Origin of the sequence: Nannocystis pusilla, assembly GCF_020073745.1 — a bacterium.
Lineage (GTDB): Bacteria > Myxococcota_A > Polyangia > Nannocystales > Nannocystaceae > Nannocystis > Nannocystis radixulma.
Window position 1 is genome coordinate 221,076 of record NZ_JAIRAU010000001.1, and the last position, 20,211, is coordinate 241,286.

The 20,211-nt window shown below is 70.9% G+C and carries 18 protein-coding genes; 6 read left to right on the forward strand and 12 right to left on the reverse strand.

The annotated features are described in order from the left end of the window. The first annotated feature begins 118 nt into the window (after positions 1–118). The gene (locus K7C98_RS00935; RefSeq protein WP_224189567.1) at positions 119–712 is read left to right on the forward strand and encodes a hypothetical protein; all 594 of its coding nucleotides are present in this window, start codon (positions 119–121) and stop codon (positions 710–712) included. Between the two features lie 46 nt (positions 713–758). Here K7C98_RS00935 and K7C98_RS00940 read toward each other — a convergent pair whose 3' ends face one another. The 6 genes from K7C98_RS00940 to K7C98_RS00965 all read right to left on the reverse strand — a co-directional run bounded on the left by K7C98_RS00940 (position 759) and on the right by K7C98_RS00965 (position 6,995). Then, positions 759–1,103, reverse strand: coding sequence for an RNA recognition motif domain-containing protein (locus K7C98_RS00940; protein WP_224189568.1), 345 nt, complete (start codon positions 1,101–1,103; stop codon positions 759–761). Between the two features lie 344 nt (positions 1,104–1,447). Then, positions 1,448–1,867, reverse strand: coding sequence for a hypothetical protein (locus K7C98_RS00945; RefSeq protein ID WP_224189569.1), 420 nt, complete (start codon positions 1,865–1,867; stop codon positions 1,448–1,450). A 58-nt stretch (positions 1,868–1,925) separates the two neighbouring features. Next, positions 1,926–2,135, reverse strand: a complete 210-nt coding sequence (locus K7C98_RS00950) for a hypothetical protein (protein ID WP_224189570.1) — start codon at positions 2,133–2,135, stop codon at positions 1,926–1,928. 145 nt (positions 2,136–2,280) lie between these two features. Continuing rightward, positions 2,281–3,891: a sensor histidine kinase gene (locus K7C98_RS00955; RefSeq protein WP_263429132.1), complete on the reverse strand. Its 1,611-nt coding sequence runs from the start codon at positions 3,889–3,891 to the stop codon at positions 2,281–2,283. 249 nt (positions 3,892–4,140) lie between these two features. Continuing rightward, entirely contained in the window at positions 4,141–5,502 is a 1,362-nt protein-coding gene (locus K7C98_RS00960; protein WP_224189572.1) for a DUF1552 domain-containing protein, read from the reverse strand. 2 nt (positions 5,503–5,504) lie between these two features. Continuing rightward, on the reverse strand, positions 5,505–6,995 hold the full coding sequence (locus K7C98_RS00965) for a DUF1592 domain-containing protein (RefSeq protein WP_224189573.1): 1,491 nt from the start codon (positions 6,993–6,995) through the stop codon (positions 5,505–5,507). 527 nt (positions 6,996–7,522) lie between these two features. Between K7C98_RS00965 and K7C98_RS00970 the strand changes: the two genes are divergently transcribed. Then, positions 7,523–7,726: a hypothetical protein gene (locus tag K7C98_RS00970; RefSeq protein ID WP_224189574.1), complete on the forward strand. Its 204-nt coding sequence runs from the start codon at positions 7,523–7,525 to the stop codon at positions 7,724–7,726. Positions 7,727–8,524: 798 nt separating this feature from the next. Here K7C98_RS00970 and K7C98_RS00975 read toward each other — a convergent pair. Further along, on the reverse strand, positions 8,525–8,917 hold the full coding sequence (locus K7C98_RS00975) for a VOC family protein (protein WP_224189575.1): 393 nt from the start codon (positions 8,915–8,917) through the stop codon (positions 8,525–8,527). Between the two features lie 77 nt (positions 8,918–8,994). Here K7C98_RS00975 and K7C98_RS00980 point away from each other — a divergent pair, with 77 nt between their 5' ends. Further along, positions 8,995–9,711, forward strand: coding sequence for a hypothetical protein (locus tag K7C98_RS00980; RefSeq protein WP_224189576.1), 717 nt, complete (start codon positions 8,995–8,997; stop codon positions 9,709–9,711). Between the two features lie 308 nt (positions 9,712–10,019). Further along, the gene (locus K7C98_RS00985) at positions 10,020–10,604 is read left to right on the forward strand and encodes a class I SAM-dependent methyltransferase (RefSeq protein WP_431312824.1); all 585 of its coding nucleotides are present in this window, start codon (positions 10,020–10,022) and stop codon (positions 10,602–10,604) included. Between the two features lie 395 nt (positions 10,605–10,999). On the opposite strand, the gene K7C98_RS00990 is transcribed toward K7C98_RS00985, so the two are convergent. Then, on the reverse strand, positions 11,000–11,482 hold the full coding sequence (locus K7C98_RS00990) for a hypothetical protein (RefSeq protein ID WP_224189578.1): 483 nt from the start codon (positions 11,480–11,482) through the stop codon (positions 11,000–11,002). 169 nt (positions 11,483–11,651) lie between these two features. Between K7C98_RS00990 and K7C98_RS00995 the strand changes: the two genes are divergently transcribed. Beyond that, positions 11,652–12,668, forward strand: coding sequence for a hypothetical protein (locus tag K7C98_RS00995; protein ID WP_224189579.1), 1,017 nt, complete (start codon positions 11,652–11,654; stop codon positions 12,666–12,668). Positions 12,669–12,716: 48 nt separating this feature from the next. Here K7C98_RS00995 and K7C98_RS01000 read toward each other — a convergent pair whose 3' ends face one another. Both K7C98_RS01000 and K7C98_RS01005 read right to left on the reverse strand, forming a co-directional pair. After that, complete coding sequence (locus K7C98_RS01000) at positions 12,717–13,640, reverse strand: hypothetical protein (protein WP_224189580.1); 924 nt, start codon at positions 13,638–13,640, stop codon at positions 12,717–12,719. 573 nt (positions 13,641–14,213) lie between these two features. Continuing rightward, positions 14,214–15,794 (reverse strand): bifunctional 3-(3-hydroxy-phenyl)propionate/3-hydroxycinnamic acid hydroxylase, encoded by a 1,581-nt coding sequence (locus K7C98_RS01005; protein WP_224189581.1) that lies wholly within the window; start codon positions 15,792–15,794, stop codon positions 14,214–14,216. A gap of 357 nt (positions 15,795–16,151) precedes the next feature. Between K7C98_RS01005 and K7C98_RS01010 the strand changes: the two genes are divergently transcribed. After that, positions 16,152–17,507: a choice-of-anchor L domain-containing protein gene (locus K7C98_RS01010; protein WP_224189582.1), complete on the forward strand. Its 1,356-nt coding sequence runs from the start codon at positions 16,152–16,154 to the stop codon at positions 17,505–17,507. Positions 17,508–17,626: 119 nt separating this feature from the next. Here K7C98_RS01010 and K7C98_RS01015 read toward each other — a convergent pair whose 3' ends face one another. Further along, positions 17,627–18,079: a hypothetical protein gene (locus K7C98_RS01015; RefSeq protein WP_224189583.1), complete on the reverse strand. Its 453-nt coding sequence runs from the start codon at positions 18,077–18,079 to the stop codon at positions 17,627–17,629. A gap of 635 nt (positions 18,080–18,714) precedes the next feature. Then, positions 18,715–19,911: a metallophosphoesterase gene (locus K7C98_RS01020; protein WP_224189584.1), complete on the reverse strand. Its 1,197-nt coding sequence runs from the start codon at positions 19,909–19,911 to the stop codon at positions 18,715–18,717. Between the last annotated feature and the right edge of the window lie 300 nt (positions 19,912–20,211).

The window sequence follows — 20,211 nt, forward strand, 5'->3', positions numbered from 1 at the left end:
CAGCCGGCGGGCTCGACGAGAGATGGGGCGGCATGCCCCCATTTCTCGGCTTGCCGGCTGTTTGGTCCGCCATTCGCCACCGGCGTCACGCTTCCCATCGCGCTCCAGGCGTGAGATGATGGAATTCATGCTCGGAATATCCACGCGCGTAGAATCGCGCATTCGTCGTGCGCGCGTGGAGGTCTTCGGGGCAGAGCTCGACCTCTGCACCCGGGCCGTCACGGTCTACTGGCATCGCCACGGCAAGGCGCCGCTCGCCATCGGCGAGGGCACGTGGCTGCCGCTGCCGGAGCCGATGGGCGACCTCCGCGGCCGGCTGATCGTCGACGGCATCGACCGCCGGACCTGCGCCGCGCTCGAGAGTCAACTCGCGCGCGGCAATCAAGCCTGGTCGTATGACGCGGGGCCGTGGATCGGCGCAGAACGGGCCGCACGCGCCGCGGGGGTCGACGCCTACAACGCGGTGATGCTGCGCAAGGTGCTGTGGCTGTTTTATCGCAACCGCTGGCCGCTACAGTTCGCCGACGGCTGCGGCTGGGGCAGCGACGGCTATGCGCCCCTGATCGCGTCGGCGCTGGCCGATCCGGCACGGGCGCGGGCACGCTGGGAATTGCTCATCCTCACCGGAGCGCTGCAATGGCCGATGACTCAGGGCGACCTCGACCGGGTCGCCGGTGAGCCTCACGGCGAAGATTTTTACGCCGCGCCCTGACGAGCGCGCCCCGGACGAAGGCCCGCGGCGCCCGCCCGGCCACGAATCAATAGCGGTCGCCGCCGCGGCCCGGCTTGCGGCCGCCGCCGCCGTAGCCGCCGCCACCGCCGTAGCCGCCGCCGGACGGACCCGAGGAGCCGTTGCGGCGATCTTCGGCGACGGACACCCGCAGGGGGCGACCGTCGAGCGAGGCGCCGTTCAGCGCCTCGATGGCCCGCTGCGCGTCGCCCTCCTTCGCCATGGCGACGAACGCGAAGCCGCGCGAGCGGCCGGTCTCGCGATCGGTCATGACCTTGACCTCCTGGACGGTGCCGTAGGCCTGGAAGGCCTGCTGGAGGTCGGTGTCGGTGATCTGGAAGGAGAGGTTGCCTACGAAGAGTCGGTTACCCATTGTCTTGTTCGTCTCTGGATCGGGCTCTCGGCGCGTCGCGCCGGTGTGGGGGATGTTTTCGGTCGAAGAGCCAGCGCTCGAACGAAGATCGCAACAAGCAGGTGCTGCACCATCAACGTCGCCGGAAATGAACCCCATGACCGCCGGGAGACGCAGAGTCGACCAGGAGGCAGAGCGTGCAAGTGCGCCAGAAACGAATGACGCCCGATTCGTAACACGGCTCCGCGCCGCTGACAACCGGCGCGCCGTCGCGGGGCGCGGCCGCGGACCGGCGACACGTCACGGCCGACGGTTCGCGGACCGCGGGTCCACCGCCGGCGAGCGCACGAGCGTGAGCGCACGAATCATCGACTGCGCGGATGCTCGTCGAGCTGCAGCCGGGCGAGCAATTGTTCGACGTCGCCGGCGACGGTGATCCAGCGGTCGCCGCCGGAGTGGAGATAGAGGACGCGAGGGCGGTCGCTGGCGACCCGATAGTCGAGCGCGAACGGCATGTGCGGGCCGAGGATCCCGAGCAGCAGCGAGCGCGCGGGGTCGATGTCGCCGGGCGGCTTCTTGTCGTCGAGATGACCGAAGTACGCGGGATCCTTCTCTTCGAGCCAGCGGCGATTGGCGGCGCGCATCGCGGCGAGGTCGTAGAGATGCACGGCCACCGGGCTCTCGCGGAAGACGCGGCGGAGGACGTCGAGCGGCGGACGGCGCCACCGTCGCTCCGCGATCGCACGCGTCAGCGCGCCGGGGAGGTCGAGTCCGTTGATCTGCATGACTCACGCTCGTCGCTGCCGGCCGCGGCCGGCGCCAAACGATGTCCGCCGCCGCGCATCAATTCACCGCCGCCGTGTCCCTGGCGAGCGAGTCCCTGGCCGTGACGAGCTCGGCCAGCGCCGATCGCAGCCGTTCGCCCGCGATCTGCTTGTCCGCGCGGTCGGCCCAGGTCAGCTCGGCCATCGCGGCCGTCAGCTCGGACTCCGCGAGCGCCACCCGCCGGGTCCCCGCGGCCACCCGCGCTCTGCGTTGCGATTTCTTGGTCATGAACATGCGACGATTCGAGGCTTCCTCGTCGCAGTCCGACGAATTTCGTGGGCAAGACAGATCTTCTTAGCACAGGCGGCGGAGGCCGTCTCGAGCGCTCCGCAACTTTGCGCAGGTCGTGCGCACGTGAGGACCCGCGAGCGGACTACGGCTGATGCGGTCGGGCGTCGAGGGGGAGGATCATGGTGAACGTCGTCTCGTCGGCGCCGCTGTCGACCGAGACGGTGCCGCCGTGGGCCTCGACGCAGGCTCGTACGGAGGCGAGGCCGAGGCCCCAGCTCGCTCCGATCGGCGGGGCGGCGCGGGTGCGCGCGAACAGATCGAAGATGTGCTCCCGGTCCTGCGGGCGGATCGCCGGGCCGAGGTTGCGGACGGCCACGACGGCTTCGCGTCGCCGTCGTTCGAGTCGGATCGTCACGGGGGAGTCAGGGGCGCCGTACTTGGCGCCGTTCTCGGCGAGGTTCCACAGCGCCCGCTTGAGCTCGTCGCGGCTCCACAGACCGCGAACCTCGGGATCGCCCTCGATTTCGAAGCGTTCGCCGTGTACGGCCCGCAGATCCCCGACGACCTCGTCCGCGAGGGTGCGGAGGTCGCACCAGTCGATGCGCAGCGGCAGCCGCTGGCCGGCGCGCATGCGACTGACATCCAGGAGGTCGTGGATCATCTTGTCGATGAGGTCGAGGTTCTGGTCGATGCTGCGAATGAGCGCCGGCCGCTGCTCGGCGCCGTCGTCGAGCTCGTCGAGCAGGCACGTGCTCATCTTGGCGGTGGCCAGCGGGCCGCGGAGGTCGTGGGCGAGGACGGCGACGAAGCGCTCGCGGAGGGCCCGCTCGGCCTCGAGCTCGCTCAGGTGCTCGCGGAGCTCCGCGTGCAGCTTCGCGTTGTCGAGGTGGAGGGTCAGTCCCTCGCCGAGCGCCTCCAGCCGCCGGGTCTCGCGGTTGGTGAACGGCCGCGCCTCACGCATGCCGATGTACATGATGCCGAGGAATCGGTGTTGGCGGGGCAGGCGGACCCCGAGCAGCGAGTGGATCCCGCTGAAGCGGAGGGCGTCGCTGACCTTCAGCTCGGTCGTCACGACGTCGCTCAGCTCGGTCGCCTGGGCGTGCGCGGCGACCTGGCCGGTGAACGAGTCGAGGTCGACCGAGTCGGCGAATTCTTGCAGGCCGGCCTCGACGTCGCCGGCGACGGCCCGGGTGACCAGTTTGCGCGACTCGGGTTCGTACAGGAGCAGCGCCGCGGCGTCGGCGCCCATGGCCTCGCGGACGATCTCCATCGCCTCATGCAGCCGCGCTTCCAATCCGTCATGCGCGCCGGAGGGCGCCCGGAGCGCGGTATCGGCGAGGGTGCGGAGCTGCCGGAGATAGCGCTTCTCGCGTTGCTCGTCGAGCCGCATGTGCTCCTGAAACACATCGGTCGTCTGCACCATGATGCTCTGCAAGGTCACGAAGAGCCGCGCGAGCTCCTCCTCGGTGGGCCGCAGGTCCGCGGGCGAGCGACGCACGCTGTCGGCGACGCAGCGCTCGAGGATGGCGAACTCTTCCACGATCTCTCCGATCTCGAAGCCGCGACGGATGCGGTCGGCGACGTGGCTCTCGATGGGACGCTTGAGCCCGTTCCACTCGGCGCCGCCGGTCAGCGCGGCGAGCACGAGCGGCATCACGTTCTTCAGCTCGGCGTCCGTCAGTCCGCGGGCCGAAGCCGCCGACCTCGCCTCTGTCGCCCACTCGACGAGGATCTCGTCCCGGTGGTGCTGCATGAAGTTCATCACGGCGTATCACGGTCCGTAGCATCGTTCACGCTCGTGTCGAGCCGCCGACCGGCGGTCGAGCTCGACGCGGCCGCGGCGGGCGCGCCACCTGCAGCGACCGCGCGCTCCGCCGGCGAGGCCGCCTGGCGCGGCGCGTCGGCGGAAGAATGTATATATGTCCGAAGGAACATGTGAGCCGGCGCCGGGCCGACGCTCACGCGGCGCCAGGACGCGTGAGCGTGGCCGGCCGGGGCGCGCTCAGGCGAGGGAGAGCGCGCCGGTGCAGTACTTGGGGTTGCCGAAGGTGGTGGCCTCGAGGCCCATGGCGTTCATGAGGCCGACGAGGAGGTTGTTGTGCGGGACGTCGCCCTGCACCTGCATCCACCGGCCGGGCTTCATGGCCCCGCCGGCCTTGCCGGCGAGCACGTAGGGGATCTCGTGGCGGTCGTGGTCGTTGCCCTTCTGGTGCTCGTTGACCCAGATGAGCAGGGTGTTGTCGAGCACGCTGCCGTCGCCCTCGGGGAGCGACTTGAGCCGCTCGATGAGGTACGCGAATTGCTCGCAGTACCAGACGTTGATCCGGGTCAGCTTCTCCTGGGCGTCGAGGTCGCTGTCGCCGCGGTGGGCCAGCTCGTGGTGACCCTCGGGGATGTCGAGCCACGGGAACGGCTTGGCGGTGGCGGAGTTCATCCACATCAGCGAGGCGACGCGGGTGAGGTCGCAGGCGAGCGCCATCGCGAGCAGGTCCATCTGCAGCTTGCCGGTCGCGGGGATGTTGCCGACCTTGGTCGGATCCTTGACCTCGCCGAGCACGGGCGGCTGGCAGGCGCCGCCGACGCTGCCGACGGTGTCGAGCCGCATCTCGATGTCGCGCACGGCGGCGAGGTGGGCGTCGAGCTTGATCTTGTCGGCCGCGCCGAGCCTCGGCACGAGCCGCTTGTAATCCTCGGCGACGGCGTCGAGGACGATCCTGCGCTCGGCGATCCTGCGCTTCTGCGCCTCGGGGTCGCTCTCGAGGTCGCCGAAGATCCGGTTGAACGCGGCGGCCGGGTCGTTCTCCGGCGGGATCGGCTGGGCGGGGCCGCGGTAGGAGATCCGCGAGCCGACGTTGGCGCCGTAGACGTGCACGCCGAACTCGAGCGAGCGGAACCTGGTCTCGTTGCCGACGGCGTCGGCGATCGCCTGGTCGACGGAGATGCCGTCGGCCCAGCCGGCGGACAGGCCGTCGGCGCCGGCGAAGTCGCCCTCCTGCAATTCGGTGCCGGTGAGGCCCTGGCCGGTGCCCTTCTGATGGGCGTCGCCGGGGCCCTTGTAGGCCGAGAGCTCGTCGACGCCGTCGAGCACGACGATGTCCTGCTTGTGCGGATCGAGGGGGGCCAAGATCCGCGGGAGCGTGAAGGCGTCGGGGCTGCCGGTCGGGCGCCAGTTGCTCATGATGGTGCCGTTGGGCGTCCAGAACACGACGAAGCGCTTGGGCCCGCCCTTGCCGCGGAACTGCTGCGGGAGGGCGGCGACGCCGGGGCTGTCGCAGCCGTGCATGATGTCGAGGAGCGGCAAGGCGAGGCAGGCCCCGCCGGCGCCGCGGAGGAAGGTGCGACGGGAGAAGTTCGAGGATCTCATGATCATTCTCCCTCCGGGGCGCGGCGGTAGAGGAAGGCTTCGCTCTGGGTGAGGGCGACGATGAGGTCCTGAATGCGGCGACCCGAGCCGGCGAACTGACGGGTGAGGTCGTCGATGGTGCAGGCGTCGGCGTCGGCGTCGGCGCGGCCGTAGGCGTAGCGGAACCACTGCAGGGTCATGCAGCGCTCGGTCTCGGGCGAATCGATGAGCAAGGCCGCGAGCTCGGGGACGCCGTCGAAGGTGCCCTTGGTGGTGGCGCCGATGATCTCGCCGCTGGCGTCGACCGGCTTGCCGGCCTCCTCGTCGCGCCAGCGGCCGATGCCGTCGAAGTGTTCGAAGCCGAAGCCGACGGGGTCCATCATGCTGTGACAGCCGGAGCAGGTAGGATCGACGGAGTGCTGCTTGAATCGCTCGCGCGTGGGCAGGGTCGGGTCGACCTCGGGCGGGGTGATGTCGACGTTGTCGGGCGGCGGCGGCACGACCTGGCACAGCAGCCGCTCGCGCACGAACTTGCCGCGGTGGATCGGCGAGGTCTGGTTGGGCTTGGCGAGCACCGAGAGCAGACCGCCCTGGGTGAGGAAGCCGCTGGCCTGGCCGGGCGGGAGCTCGAACTTCTCGAAGGCGTCGCCGTTCGGGCCCTTGACGCCGTAGTAGTCGGCGAGCTCGCCGTTCAGGAAGGTGTAGGGCGCGAGGTAGATCGAGTCGAGGTCGCCCTGGTCGTCCCAGATCACGTGGTCGAGGAACTTCTCGGCCTCGGCGCGCAGGAGCGGCCGGATCTCGGGGTCGAACTCGGGGAAGGCCTCGTCGTCCTTCTCCATCTCCTCGATCCGCCGCAGCTCGAGCCACTGGCCGTGGAAGTCACGCACGGTGGCGCGGGCGCGCGCGTCGGCCAGCATGCGCGTGGCCTGCTTGGCCACGTCCTCGGGCTCCGCGAGCCGACCCTCGGCCGCGGCCGCGAACAGCTCGGCGTCCGGCATGGTGCCCCACAGAAAGTACGAGAGCCGCGAGGCGAGCTCGTACGGGGCGAGCTTGAGGATGTCGTCGCTATCGGGCATGGGCTCGCCGAATTCGACGCGGTAGAGGAAATGCGGCGACTGCAACATCGCGGTCATGGTGAGGCGCACGCCGGTGACGAAGTCGAACTCGTCGGCGGCGGCCTGATGGACCGCGAGCAAGGTCTTGACCTCGCCGGCGGCCAGCGGTCGGCGATAGGCCGAGCGGCCGAACTCGGTGATGAACCGCTCGGCGCACGCGGCCTCGCCGTCGGACTTGACGTCGCAGCCGTGGAGCAGCGCGGGGAGGTCCTTGACGGCGTTCTCGGCCAGCGCCTCGGCGGCGGCGAGGTAGCCCTCGGCGAGCAGCGAGGTGACGACGAGCGCGTCGGCGTTGTTGTTGAAGCCGAGCGCCTCCTCCTCGGCCGGGAAGTTCTGCGCGGGGCGGCTGTCGTCGCCCAGCAGGTCGAAGACGGTATTGTCGTACTCGCGCCGATTCATGCGCCGGATCGGCGACGGTCCGGGCTCGATGCCCCTGCACTCCGCAGCCTCACCTCCGTCGGTCGCGCCGGCCGGAACCCCGTCCGTGACCCCGTCGCTGTCGGTAGCCCCGTTCGTGTCTCCGTCGCCCCCGGGGCCGTTCTGACAACCGCCGATCGCGGCGGCCGCGATCGCCCACACTACGATCCCTCTCATATGCATGCTCATTCCTTGAGGGGGCATGCGAGGCAGGGGCTGTGCGCTGCAGCATGAGGCCAAAGGCCGGCGCCGTCGCCCGGCGCAGACCGTCCGTCGCGTGTCCGCGGCGGACATTTGTTGATTGGTCAAACGATCGCGCAGCGGCCGCCCGCGTGGCGATTCATAAGACCGTGAGGTATCGATTGTCGTGACCACGGCGCCCGTGTATGCGAGGCCGGCCGCAGGCGCGGTCACCCTGCGACACCGACGTCCACCCGGCCAGGCGGTGATCACGGGCAAGGTGCTTGCGCGCGAGAGCGCCAGCAGGTAGCGTGCCCGCGGCCGCAGCGATGCCGAAGAAGCCCGAGAAGGTCACCCTGAACCACGACTTCGCGTTCTCCAGCGACGCGGAGCTCAACGAGCAGATCGCGGCGTTCCGCGCCGCGCACGAGGCGGAGCACCAGCAGATCCTGGCGATGGATGCGCGCCGCTCGCTCGGGCCCGGCAAGGTGCGGGTGACGTTCCGGGTGATCGAGAAGAAGAGCCGGCGATAGCCTGGTTCGAACCGGGTGCTTGACGAGATGTTCGTTCGGACAGGTTTGCCTCCCGAGGGGCGCGCGTGCGGAGGCTCGGGACCGGGTAGCGCTCATTCGGTCGCGCGTTCGGAGGCGCGGGGCCTGGTAGACCTGGGTGACGGCGGGCACGGAGCGGCGGATCGGGTCCCTCGCGGCCGGTGGGCCCCTACCAGTTCACGTGCTCGGCGCCCGTCGCTTCGGACTGGATGTTCGTGAGGACAGGTTGGGCTCGCGGGCATAGCCCGGGGCGCCTGCGCGCGGTGAACTGCGTCTCCGTCCCACCTGCGTCCCAATCCGCCGCTCCGTGCCCGCCTGCGGCGAGCGTCGCGGGCCCCGCTCATCGCCGGGCGTGGGTCGTGAGGCGAGCGCATCGGGCTGGATGCTCTCGACAATTCATGGATTCAGGGACGTAGGGTGGAGCCCGAGGGTCTTCGCGGATTGCAGTTCACGTGCTCGGCGCGCATTGCTTCGGCCGAGGTGTTATGGGGACAGGTTGGGCCCGCGGGCACAGAGCCGGGGCGCCTGCGCGCGAGGAACTGCGTCTCCGTCGCACCGCGTGCCCCGCTCCTCACCGGGCGTGGCTTTCGGGGGGCGAGCGCGTCGGGCTGGATGCTCTCGACAATTCATGGATTCAGGGATGTAGGGCGGAGCCTGAGGGGATTGATTGTTCGCACAGATGTGGGATCGCCAGTGTCGAGTTGATGGCGGCACCGAAGGGCATCGATGTGTGTGTGGATGTCCTCGAGGACAGGTGCGATGGGTGTATTGAAAATGCGCTCACTCGTGGGGCGGCTCGGGCAGGCGCCATGGGGGATTGCGGCGGTTCTCGCCGGCCCAGAACAGGCAAACGACGTTGCCGTCGGGATCGCGCAGGTAGGCCTCGCGCCACAGCCACGGCTGGTCGACGGGGTCGGCGTCGAAGGCGAGGCCCTGACGCTTGAGCTCGACGACCCGCGCGTCGAGGTCGGGGCACTCGAAGTAGACGACGACGCGGGTGGCGCCGGCGAGGGCGTCGACGCGGTGCAGCGAGAGGGTGCTGCCGCCGTCGGGGCACTCGAAGCGGACGTACTTCGGCAGGTTCTCGACGATCTGCCGCAGGCCGAGGCGGCGGTAGAACGCGGCGCCGCGGGCGACGTCGGCGGAGGGCAGCGTGACCTGATTGAGGTTCATGCGCGGAGGGTAGCGCGGAATGGCGCAGGTCGACGCCGCGCGCTCGCGCGACGGGACGCGTGGTAACCTGGCGGCGGATGGCGAAGAAGTACGCGCTGGACCTCGACGACACGCTGCACGCGGGCTGGGTGCGCGCCCCGGGCGACGGCTATTTCGACGTGAATCCGTGGCTGCGCCACAAGGGGGGGGCGGTCCTGCTCGAGCCGGAGTCGGTGTTCTGGGAGTGGGTCGAGGGCAGCATGTACGACGAGCCGCGCGAGGCGGCGATCGTGGCGTTCGACGAGGAGGGGCGCGAAGTGGAGCGACTCGTGCTCACCGAGGCGAGGGTGGCGGAGGTCGGGATGCCGGCGCTCGACGCGGCGGAGGGCGGGGCGCTGTGGCTGCGCATCGAGGCCAGGGCGGTGGAGCTCCGCGACTCGTCGGCGGAGGGCGGTTCGCGCGGCGATGCGTCGGCGATCGCGGCCTGCCGGGTGCAGCTGCACGGGCCCGAGGCGCCGCCGCAGAAGGTCGACCAGATCGACGCGCTGACGATCACGCTCGGACGACGCGGGCTGCAGCGCGTGGCGCTGACGGTCGAGGGCGAGGCGGACTGGTCGGCGGCCGAGGCGCTGGTCGACCGCCAGGGCACGCTCGAGTACCTGGCGGCCGACACGGAGTCGGTGGTGGCGCGGGTCGAGTTCAAGATCGCGGGGATCGACGTCGAGGCGAAGGAGGCCGAGCGCGCTCGCCTGGTGCTGGCGTGCCGCGGGCTGCGGGTGGGACCGAAGGGCAACGAGGGCGGCGGCGGGTCGTAGACGGCAGGCGGCCGTCGACGAGGTGGTGGCCATCGCAGCCGATCAGCTGTCCTCCGGGACAGGAGCGCGCGGAGGTCCAGCGCGCGAAGAAGTCGATGGTCGGCAGCTCGACGGGGCGGTGCCGGCCGCGAAGGACGCCGTGTGCGAACTGCCACTCGCCGGCGGGCGACTCGGCGGTCGCGAGGTCGGGCACGGATGCAGGCGGGCTGTCGAGGCCGGGAATAGAGCGGCGCGGGGGCGGTTCTCGCGGGGTGCACCGCGTCGAAGGCAAAAAAGAGCACTGGGTCGACCGCTGATGACTGGCCGAGCTGGCGGCCCGACACCGCGCGGTGCACCTGGACTTCGGGACAGGTGATGGGACGTACGTCCAGCGCCGCGCGCGGCTCGAGCCGTCGACGCTGGTGATCGGGGTCGACGCGAGCGCCGAGGGGCTGCGCGAGCCGTCGCGCAAGGCGGCGGCCAAGCCGGCCCGCGGCGGGCTGGCCAACGCGCTGTTCGGGGTGCTGCCGCTGGAGCGCGCGCCGGGCGAGCTGGCGGGGCTGGTCGATTCGCTGACGGTGCTGCTGCCTTGGGGCTCGCTGCTGCGCGCGGTGGCGCTGCCCGAGGCGGACGCGCTGGCGCGGCTGCGCGGGCTGTGCAAGCCCGGGGCGGCGCTGCACATCGTGTTCGGCTACGGGCCCGGCGATCCGCTGGCCGTGCAGGCGTTGCCGGGGCCGGCCGCGGAGGCGCGGCGGGCCGAGCTGGTGCAGGCGTACGCGGCGGCCGGGTTCGCCGTCGCGGCGCGGCCGAGGAGCCGCGCCGAGGTGGGCGAGCTGCCGACGACGTGGGCGAAGAAGCTGGCGTTCTCGAGCCATGAACGCCAGTTCGTGGCACTCGTCGGGTGCGCGCAGTGATGCGCGCGAGAATTGTGGGTACTCGCGGTGTGACGAATCACGATCGTCGCGCGGCTGAGCCTGGTGAGGTCATTCGCGCGGAGCGAATCGATGGTGCGGCGAATCACGGGGCGCGCGCGGGCGTCCGGTCGTTCGCGCGCGTGGTCTCTGGTGGAGAGCATCACGGAGAGCGCGGCGCGGCCGCTGGCGCGCGAAATGGCCGAATTGGTGGTCGTGAGAATTACGCGAACGCAACAGGCGGTGCGGTGATTGACGCGAGAGGGACCGCGGGGCGAATCGGCAGAGCGCGCCCGGGCTCGGCGGGGCGGAGCCGGCCGATGGGCCTCATCCCGGCGCGGCGCGACGGATGCGGGCCGCGCCGGGGCGGTGCTGGTGGGAGCGTCGCCCGCGAGCGGTCACCCGTGGGTGCCGAGGACGCGCGAGGAGGGGCGGATGGCGCGATACGGCGAACCAGGGGGGCGCAGCGGCTCGAAGGCGGAGACGAGGGCGGCGAAGACCTCGTCCTGCTCGGCGGTCCCGGCGTTCGACTCGGCGGCGACGCGCAGCAGGACGCCGCAGGGCAGGGCGAGCAGCAGGGAGAGGATGCCGAAGGTGTGCCAGGTGGCGGCAGCGAGGCCGACGACGAGCACCCCGGCGATGACGCTGGCGACGTCGCCGAGGTCGCGGAACTCCAGCCGGGAGCCATCGGGCGTGGGGGAGGCGAACACCAGATAGGAGCGCGGGGCGGCGCCGGGGTCGTGGACGTCGATGTAGAAGCAACCAGGCTCGTCGTGGGCGCGAAAACGCAGGCGAGCGGCCGGAACAGCGGGGAACTGAGCGGCAGCGTGGGCGACGGCGGTCGCGGGAGGGACGACGAGCGGGAGCTTCGGCGCAGACATAAGCGGCGCCGTGATAGCGACGCGACTCGGCCGACAGATCGAGGCGACGAGGGGCGAACGATTGTTCGCAGGGTCACGGACGCGGGTTGGGAGGGGTAAGGGCGAATTCGCGCAGCTTCGCCGTGGTACGGTGGCGAGGCTGCCGGCTCGGCGGAGAGGACAGGTCAGCGTGAATCGCAGCACGATCGTCGGACTGTCGCTCGTGGGATGTACGGCCAATCCGAGCCGGCTCGAGGAGATCTCGCAGGAGCAGGCGGTGGTGCAGGAGATGTCCGTCGAGGTGAGCGAGCCGGAGCGAGCGGAGATGCCGCCCGCGCCGCCGCTGACGGCGACGCTGGCGAATGTGACCACGCCAGCGCCGGAGGGGATCGACGCGGCGCTGTGGCGCGACATCGGGTGGTTTCCCGCCGATGTCGTCGAGATCTCCGGCGGCGTCGGGCGCGACAACACGCCGCTGGCGCGCTGGGCCGAGGACTCGATCGTGGGCGAGTTCCCGGCGTGCGGTCCGCTGGTGGCGGCGATCGACCGCATCTACACGGTGAAGCAGGGCGAGTCGCAGCGGGCGGCCAACGTGGTGTTCGGGTCGATGACGCGCGAGCAGGAGCGCGGCTGCCTGCAGGCGCTGCTGCCGGGGCTGGGGATGACGGGCGTGCAGCACGAGGAGGTGACGGTGCTGGCGCGCGAGCAGACGATGGTGGCGCGGGCGGGCTGGTGGAAGCACGGCGACGGGGCGGTGGTGGTGATCGAGGGCGATGTGCCGCTGGAACGCTGGAGCGGCGGGCCGCCGAGCCCGGAGCTGCTGTCGCTGCTGGCGGTGATCGATCCGTCGCTCGGGATGTGGATGGCCAGCACGCACGACTACGGGTCGTTCTTCACCGAGGTGGCGAGCTCGGGGCTGACGCTGGCGACGGCGGCGCCGGCCCCGGGCGCCGAGCCGGTGGTGGTGCTGCGGATCGGGCTGCGCTTCGCGTCGGCCGGCGAGGCGGAGCAGGCCGAGCGCGGGGCGGCGAAGTTCGCCGCGTCGGCGCCGAGCAGCGACGGCAGCGGGTTGTCGTTCTCGTTCCGCGCCGACGAATCGTGGCTGCGGGTGGAGGTGCGCGCCGACCTCAGTGAGGCGAACGCGCAGAAGTTCGTGGCCTGGAGCGAGGAGATGCTGGCGAACATGCGCGCCCGCACCGAGCGCTGAGCGGCCCCGTCGAAGGTCTCGGCGACGCGGTCGCGGCGGCACCGACGATTATCGTGAGGAGTCGTCGTCGGGGAGAGCGAGGCGATCGCTGCACAGGGCCTCGCTGTCGGAGAACGATTCGTTGATCAACGCGGCGCAGGCGGTGAGGTCTGCCGGGGAGAGCGGAGAGGGGCAGGCGCCGAGCGCCAGGTTCGCTTCGGCGAGCACGGAGGCGACGCTCATGCCGAGGCACGCGCTCGCCGGATCGACGATCACGAGCTCTCCGAGCGGGACCGGGTCGGCGTCCTGCTTGAAGTCGTCGTTGGCGTCGAACGCGACGTTCAGCGCGAGTGCGATGACCTGGCCGAAGAAGACGGTGTTGACGGTGGGGTCGGCGTCCGAGCCGTCGTAGGAGGTCTCTTCCTCGGGCAGGAGGGCCCGTGGGGTCCCCCCGGTCGGCAGGGCGCGTTCGACGGCGGCGCTGTTCAGCAGGGTCGCCGCATACACGTCGCAACCGACGACGAGGCCGTCCGGGAACGCGGCCGCGAAGTGACTGTCGCGGTAGCAGCCCGGGTTGTCGCCGGCGCAAGCTGTCCCCCAGCCGCCCTGCGTGTGCGTGCGGAAGCCGCAACCACCGCCGCCGTCGGAGAGGCCCGTATCGTCGCTCCCGCTGTCGCCGTCGGTGCCGCTGTCGCCAGCGGTGCCGCTGTCGCCGGAGCCGCTGTCGGTGCCGGAGCCGCTGTCGGTGCCGGAGCCGCTGTCGGGGCCGCCGCTGGTGTTGCTGTCGGTGGTGGCGCCGCTGCTGGTCTCGGGGTCGCTGCTGTCGGTGGCGTCGCTGTCGCTGTCGATCCCGCTGCCGCGGCTGGCCTCGCCGTCGCCATCGGACGTCTCCGTCGAGCCGCTGACGCTCGTGCCCGACGACGCCGACGCGCTCGTGGTGGTCGCGTTGTCCCCCGAGTCGGAGTCCGAGAGCGAGTCGGTGCCTTGGGTCAAAGCGTCCATGCCCTCCGTGGCCGACACGCCGGTCGTGGGAAGGTCCGCTGTGGTCGATGGTTCCAGCGAATCCGACGAGTCACCGCTCGTTGCCCCTATTGTCGCCGAATCATCAGAGTTTCCCCCACCGCACGCAGAGACCGCGAGCCCGATCGCCAAGAGATGCATTCGTGCCATGAGCACGGAGGTGTGATGGGTCGCTCGAGTTGCAACCACGATCTCGAGTTGCGCGCGTCGCCTCCCGGCCCCACGAGCGATGATTCCCCGGGACGGTTGATATTCGGCGTTCTCTGGCCCGAACGTCAGGCGTGCGCGTGAGGCCCGATTCTCCAGCCCAGGAGCCCGACGTCCGTGCGGCGCTGCCGCCGGCGGCCGTAAGGACAGGGGAGAGACGGCGCACGGGGGCGGTTCGAACTCGCGCGGGCGTTGGGTCGCGGCGCAGATCTCGATTTCGCACGCGGGTCGAATGCAACACGATCTATTTGTGACCCGCGTCCAGGACTCGAGGGCCACCGTGGTCCTGATGCGGGGGACATGTCACGAGGGACATCTGGGGCTCCGGGCGCAGCGTGATCACATGTCCGTGAGGACATGTCGTGAGGGGACCGGGGGCGGCGGCGCGACTGGGACGAAGCGGGCGTCGAAGGCGGCCTGGACGCGCGGGAGGTCCTCGACGCGGCCGGCGCCGAAGATCTGCCGGTCGGGGCGGACGAGGGCGAAGTCGAGGTCGCGCCGGCGCATGAAGCGGAGCAGGCCGCCGTCGTGCTCCTCGAATTCGACGCCGGGGCGGACGACGGCGACGTCGTGCGCGCGGGCCCACTCGCGCAGCGGCCGGGTCACGCACTCGGGGCGGATGACGAGGACGAAGCGATAGCCGAGCAGGTCGTCGAGCAGGCCGTCGCGCCCGTCGTGATGCACGCGGACCTGCGGCAGCGGGTGGCCGTGCAAGGACGAGGCGGGGTCGAAGCAGCCGTGGCGCAGCGGCGGGCGGCGCAAACTGGCGCGACGGGCGAGGGCGTGCAGCGGCGGGACGGCGCCGAGCAGGCGGAGGAGGTGGCGCCGTCGCCAGCGCTGGAAGGCGTCGTCGGCCTGCATGCGGTCGCCGATGAAGAGGCTGCCGCGCAGGACCTGCTCGACGTGGGGCCGGCGCTCGCGCTCGTAGCTGTCGAGCAGGTCGGGCGCGGCGCGGCCGGTGATTACGCGGTGGAGCTTCCACGCGAGGTTGACGGCGTCGCGGACGCCGGCGCACATGCCCTGGCCGGCGGAGGGCGGCATCATGTGGGCGGCGTCGCCGGCGAGGAGGAGGCGACCGGACCGCCATTTGCCGGCGATGAGGGCGTTGTGGGCGTACTTGGCGATCCGGGTGATCTGCAGGCGCTCGGGGTCGATGTCGCGGGCGAGCCAGGCGCGCACGGTGGCGTCGTCGGGGGTGTCCTCGTGCTCGCCGAGCTGGAACTCCCAGCGGCGGTTGCGGCCGAAGCCGCGGGCGAAGATGCTGAGCCGCGCGCGCTCGAGGCGGTAGCGGAAGTGGCGCGGCAGGCCGGCGTCGTCGCTCATGTCGCGCAGCAGGGTGTCGATGATCAGCCAGTGACGCCGCGGGGCGAGCGAGGTCATGCTCACCGCGAGCGTGCCGCGGGTGAGGCTGCGGCCGCCGTCGCAGCCGACGAGCCAGTCGGCGCGCACGTGCAGCACCTCGCCGTCGGTCCGGCGCGCGACGAGGACGACGTGGTCGGGCGCGGGGTCGATGCCGAGGACGTCGATGCCGAGCTCGAGCCGGACGCCGGGATCGTAGCGGCGCAGGCCGTCGCGGAGGATCCGCTCGAAGGCCGGTTGATCGAAGAAGCGCGAGCCGGTATAGCCGTGTGGGCTGGCGAGATCGGCGATTCGCTCGACGAGCAGCGGGGCGCCGTCCTCGTCGACGACCTCGACGTGGCCGAACTCGTCGGTGTGCGGCAGGAGATCGGCGATGAGACCGGTCGCCTGGAAATTGCGCAGGGTCTCCTCGTCGATGTGGGTGGCCCGCGGGATCGGGTGGACGTCCGGCTCTCGCTCGAGCACCACGACGCGGAGGCCGAGCTCGCCCAGGAGATTGGCCAGGACGGCTCCGGTCGGCCCGCAGCCGAGGACCGCGACGTCGAAGGTCGGTGTATCCATTCCGTGGAAGATAGGCGCGCGGGTACCGGTCGTGAATGTTCACAGGAAGACACCCGGTGGCACCGAATCGGCCATCCTCGAGCAGGGGTGGACCATCGCCGGCCTGGCGCGGCAGGCGTGGGCGGAGGCGGCGCGTTTTGTGCGGTTCGCGGTGTCCGAGAGCGGTCGGTCGTCGGAGTTACGCTGAGCTCCAGATCCGAGGCTCTCGGAGCGGCTGTCGGCGGCGCAAGGATATGGCGATGGCCAGCGGCGCCGAACTCCAGCACATGGATCGGAGGTGGCGCAGGATGAGGTCACTCGCACCGTCCGCCTCGCCGGACGGCTGTGCGTCGGCGCGCAAGTCGGTAAGCTGCGGCCATGGTTCGTACCTCCATCGTTCGTCTCCTCGGTCTCGCCTCCATCGGCCTCGCTTGTGGCACCACCGATCCCGGTGCCACGGCCACGGAGGGCGGCACGGAGCTCTCTCTCTCCGGCGGCCCGACGAGTGGTGAGACCACCACCGACAGCGCGAGCGACGGCGCGCCGACCACCAGCGAGAGCGGGTCCGCTTCGATGACGGAGGGCGGCTCCGAGACCGGCGAGCCGACGACGGCCGGCACGACGACGACCGGTGACGAGACGACGACGACGACCGGCCCGGTGGAGACGACGACGACCGGCGAGACGACCGATCCCGGCACGACCGACACCACCGGACCGGTCGACACCACCGGCCCGATCGACACGACGAGCGGCGGCGACGAGGACTGTCAGGCCCCGGCGGTGCAGCCGCCGTGCGACACCGACGCGAACGACCCCTTCAAGGCGATCGGCCTCAACTGTTCGGACAACAAGTCGATGGCGATCCCGATCTCCAACCCGGTGATCACGTCGCCCGACGCCAGCGCGTGGCGCGTCGCCACCCACTACGGCAGCGCGATGGACCCGATGAACGCGGGCGCCTTCATGTGGGGCCCGAAGGAGGGCGAGCGCCTGCTCGTCATCGGCACCGGCACGTTCCCCGCGCTCCAGGCCGACGGCGGCCTGATCGAGCCCGACAGCTTCATCCCCGGTGAGAACGTCAGCACCCCGAACGGCAACCCCGACAATCAGTTCGACCTCCCGGGTGTGATGACCTACGAGAAGGGCAGCAACAACGGCAACGGCGGGACGCCGGGCATGAACTGCGACGGCACGCAGGACTGCTCCGACACCCTCGACGACCAGTGGAACATCGCCTTCAACAACACGGCCAACGACGTCTTCTACATGTCGTTCGACCTCGAGGTCCCGCTCGGCACGCACGGCTACCTGTTCGACTTCGCCTACTTCTCACAGGAGTGGCCGAACTGGGTCGGCGACGCGTACAACGACATGTTCGTCGTGTGGTCGACGAGCGAGACCTTCACCGGCAACGTCACGTTCATCAACGAGCAGCCGCTGACGGTCACCGCCCTCGACCCCTACATGACCATTCAACCCGGCGACCCGCTGCTCGCCGGCACCGGCTTCCCCGACTCCTTCCTCGGAGACACCGAGGGCGCCGGCACCGGCTGGTTCACGGCCAAGGGCTCGGCTGCCCCCGGCGAGAAATTCACGGTGGCGATCTCCATCTTCGACATGGGCGACGACGTCCTCGACACGATCGGCCTCATCGACAAATTCCGCTGGGACTGCGAGGGCTGCATCCCGAGCGAGGTCGAGTCCTGCGGGGTCGAGCCGCAGCCGCAGTGACGCCGGCGCGCGCCCGACCGCCGGCGAGGCGGTGACGGTCGTCACGAGGTTGCGAGCGTCTGTTCGCGGGCCAGGCCGGCCGGCGAGCAGACGCTTCACGCTTCCGCCGGGCGGGGTCGTCAGCGCGGGACGAGGGTGTTGCGGCCGACGAACAGGTCGCGCACGTAGCTCGGCGAGACGTGCTCGTCGCGCACGACAGGCCAGCCGCAGAACTCACCGACGCGCGGGTCGACGGCGTAACCGGAGCCGTCGCGCAGGCGGTCGCGGAGAGGCCCGTCGGCGACAGTGCGCAGCTTGGTCCTGGGGACGGCGGCGCCGAACAGCTGGCCGCGCGGGTGACGGTGCGGGCCGACGACGCGATAGGCCCCGAGCGAGCAGCCGCCACCCTCGGAGTCGATGAAGTAGAGGTGGACGACGTCGCCGAAGTCGACCTTGGCGACGTTGGCGATCATCTGGGCGTGGGCGACGTCGGCGAAGGCGCTGCGACAGATGAAGCCGAATTCGTCGGCGAAGATCTGGGTGGAGGTGGAGTCGGCCTTGGCGTTGCTCGCTCGGTAGAGCCACTCGTGCATGCGGGGATGCTCGCACGTCCGCTGCACCCGGTCGCGGCGCGTGTTTGCTCGGAGCGGGGGCGCGCCGGCTTGCTCCTGTTGGCCTCGGCCTGGTGCGTGCCTGGGGCGTGCGTCGGCCTGGGGCGTGCGTCGGCCTGGGGCGTGCGTCGGCCTGGGGCGTCTGGAGGCGCGGGGCCGTGGAGATCGTCGCGGTGGCGACGGCGCGGCGAAGCGGGTCCCCCGCGACGGCGGGCTCCCTCCCACTTTACGTGCTCGGCGCCGTCGCTGCGATGACGACCGACTGCGCGAGTCCATCGGCACGCGTCCGACGGACGGGCGCCTGCGGCGGTAAAGTGGGCTCCGTCCCGCCTGCGCCCCGCTTCGCCGCGCCGTCGCCACCATGAAGAGCGTCGCGGGCCCCGCTCGGCGCCGGGCCCCGAGCGTCGCTTCGACGGGAGGGGCTCGCGAGCAGAGACTTGACGGAGCGGGCTCTGCTCGAGGCCGGACTTCGAGCGTCGCTTCGACGGGATTGGCTCGCGAGCAGAGACTTGACGGAGCGGGACCGCTCGGCGCCGGGCTTCGAGCGTCGCTTCGACGGGATTGGCTAGCAAGCAGAGACTTCAGGGAGTGGGCTTGCTCGGCGCCGGCGTGTTCGGTCAGTCGACGTCGAGCACGAAGGTGAACATCTGGTCCTGCGCGGACAGGTAGTCGTCGTACATCGTCGAGTAGGTGCGGACCTGCATGGTCCGGCCGTCGGGCAGGAGCTCGAGCAGGCGGAGGTAGCCCTCGCCGCCGAAGTTGCGGTGCTGGTAATTGGAGAGGATCTGGTGGACGACCTTGCCGTGGTCGTTGACGCTGGCGAGGTAGCCGGCGCCGTCGCCGAGGACATGGCCGTTGAGGGTGAGGGCGAAGCGGTGCTGGCGGACCAGCTTCTGCCACAGCTCCTCGCCGTCGTTGACGCCGCCCTCGGTGCCGTACAGGTGCGGGTTGTAGGCCTGCGAGTGCTCGGCGTCGGTGTGGTCGTAGCGGCGATCGTCGTTGTTGAGGTAGGCGTGGGTGACGAGGATGCCGAGGCGGTCGGGGTACATGTCCATCACGACGTTGGCCCAGTCGATGACCTCGTCGCGCGGGCCCCACTCGAGCAGGAGGGCGATCCAGGCGTGGCCGCCGGCCTCGAACAGGTGGAAGGTGTTGTCGAGCCGACCGGCCTGGTAGGCGCCGCCGAAGCTCGGCATCAGCTCGGCGTCGTCGAACGAGAACCACTCGTTGAGCCGGGTCTCGCGCGTGGAGGCGTTGCCCTTCGGGCCGTAGTCGTGGTTGCCCGGGACGAGGCCGTAGGGCACGAGGCCGTCGAGCTCGGCCATCGCCGCGCTGGCGGTCTTCCACTCGGTGGCGCTGTTGGTGTGGACGATGTCGCCGAGGTGGAACACGTAGGCGATGTTGCGCTCGACGGCGTTGCGAGCGATCCACGAGGTCTGGCTGTGAAAGATGCTGGGGTAGCGCAGCGAGTAGTACTGGGTGTCCGGGAGGACGACGAAGGTGGTCGAACCCTCGACGAACAGCGGCAGCGACGGCGGCTCGGACGGCGGCGCGGGCTCGGGCTCGGGCGGCTCGTCCTCCCGCTCGCACGCGCCGCCCGCGAGGTCGTCGACGTCGGCACCAGACAGCCGCGCGTCGTCGCTGCACGGGTCGAGCGGCGGGTCCTCGGGGCCGCCGCCTTCGCCATCCTCGTCCTGCTCGTCGTCCGCCATCAGCGGCGGCGTGCCGGGGTAGTCCTGCAGCGGCTCCTGGCACGAAGACATGCACGCGACGACGGCGACAAGGCCCGGGTGGCCGCGACGAGCAAATTCCATGCTCCGATCGTAGCGGCGTTCGAGCGCGGCGACACGGTCGGGCGAATGAGCGCGGCTTCATGAGGAGGCTGTCACACTGTCCGATGCGACAGGTTACTGTCGCGATATGTTGGCACCACGACGCGATCGCGCGAGCCGTCGCGGTGCGAGGCACGGCGCCCGCGTCCGCCGTGATCGCGGCGCGGCTGACAGCGGCGACAGACGAGCGCCGCGCGCCGCCCTCGCTCGCAGAAGGCTCCGGCGCGGGGAGACCTGAAGCGCCAGGGTGATCTCGCCGGGCCTCGCGATCGCGGCGGCGGC